At 43.3% G+C, this 533-nt stretch carries 1 protein-coding gene; it reads right to left on the reverse strand.

Translation table 11 applies throughout. The features are described 5' to 3' along the window. The coding region (locus tag ABS917_RS18880) for a tail fiber protein (protein WP_350480425.1) at window positions 1-533 on the reverse strand (533 nt) is incomplete at both ends.

A 533-nucleotide genomic window follows, 5' to 3' on the forward strand; every position in this document is an offset into this window, starting at 1 on the left:
GTTATTTGCCATGTCAGCGAACGATGCTATAGGGCTTGTATAAACCCCTCCGTCAGAAATGGCGCTCGCTATGGCAGATTTACCATTACTGACAGATGACTTTAAATCGCCTAGATTAAATTCAACACCTGCATTATCCCTCACCCAAACAGCACCTGAAGGACTTATGTGCAATGCTCTAATGTTCTTTCTATAAATGTCGAAACCGAAGTCGTTAGTAGGCGATGCGTTATTTCTGAACTCAGTGGTGTAATCAACGCCAGGTACTTGCAAATAAACGCGAGGTATACCTTTGTTAATAGTAAGGTCTCCCGTCATCGTATCCCCAGCCCTATTAAGCTTCGCATCGTTTAACTTTTTCGCTGCATTTGTTGTAGCCGCCTCACTTGTAGAAGTACTTGTTAACGAATCGTTTAGCTTTGTAATACCTGCAATAGTGGTAGATGCGTTGGGTACAGCTTGAGCCTCTGCATTTAATGTTCCATCTTCGCTAATTGTAAGACCTTGACCGATTTTGACGTGCCCTAGTTCGG

Origin of the sequence: Solibacillus sp. (assembly GCF_040273735.1) — a bacterium.
Classification (GTDB): domain Bacteria; phylum Bacillota; class Bacilli; order Bacillales_A; family Planococcaceae; genus Solibacillus.